Consider the following 758-nt stretch of genomic DNA (forward strand, 5'->3'; position numbering starts at 1 on the left):
CGACACCGTGGCCGGCCGCGACACCCGGCTCGGCACCGCCCCCGCTCCGCCGCCGGACCCCTGGCGGCTGCGGGCGCGGCTGCTGTCCCGGGGTTCGGTCCGGTACGGGCTGCGGGTCGCGCTGTGCATCGCGGCCGGTTCGGCGGTCACCGCCAACTACCCGCTCAGCAAGAGCTACTGGGTGCCGATGACGATCGCCTTCGTGCTGAAGCCGGACCTCGGCTCGGTGTTCCTGCGCGCGGTGAGCCGCTCGGTCGGCACGGTGCTCGGGGTGGCCGTGACCGCGGCGCTGCTCGTGGTCACCACCGACGAGTGGGCGCTGACCGCGATGGCCGCCCTCTGCGTGGCCCTGCTCCCGTACGCCACGGCGGCGCACTACGGGCTGAACACCGTGGTGATGACGCCGATGGCACTGGTCCTGCTCCAGCTGGGCGGGCAGAGCAGCGCCGCCGAGTTCCGGCCCCGGGTCCTGGACACCGTGCTGGCCAGCGCGGTCGTCCTGCTTTTCGGCTACCTGCTGTGGCCGGAGCGCCCGCGCCACCGGATCGAGCCAAAGCTGGTCGACGCGGCGACGGCGCTGCGGGCCTACCTCGACTCCGTCCTCCGGAACGGCAACGCCCAGGTGTGGCTGCGCCGTGCGGCCTACCGGTCGCTGGCGGACGCCCGCCGGGAGGTGCAGCAGGGGCTGGCCGAGCCCCCGCCCACCGGCCGGCTGGCCGAGCGGTGGCTGCCGGCGACGGCGGCGCTGGAGCGGCTGG

The 758-nt window shown here is 75.5% G+C and carries 1 protein-coding gene; it reads left to right on the forward strand.

Going from position 1 to position 758, the window contains the following annotated elements:
* Positions 1 to 758 (forward strand): FUSC family protein (locus KS423_RS46580; protein ID WP_224285672.1); only part of this gene is annotated, 758 nt, incomplete at both ends.

Source organism: Streptomyces sp. LS1784 (genome assembly GCF_020103755.1).
GTDB lineage: Bacteria > Actinomycetota > Actinomycetes > Streptomycetales > Streptomycetaceae > Kitasatospora.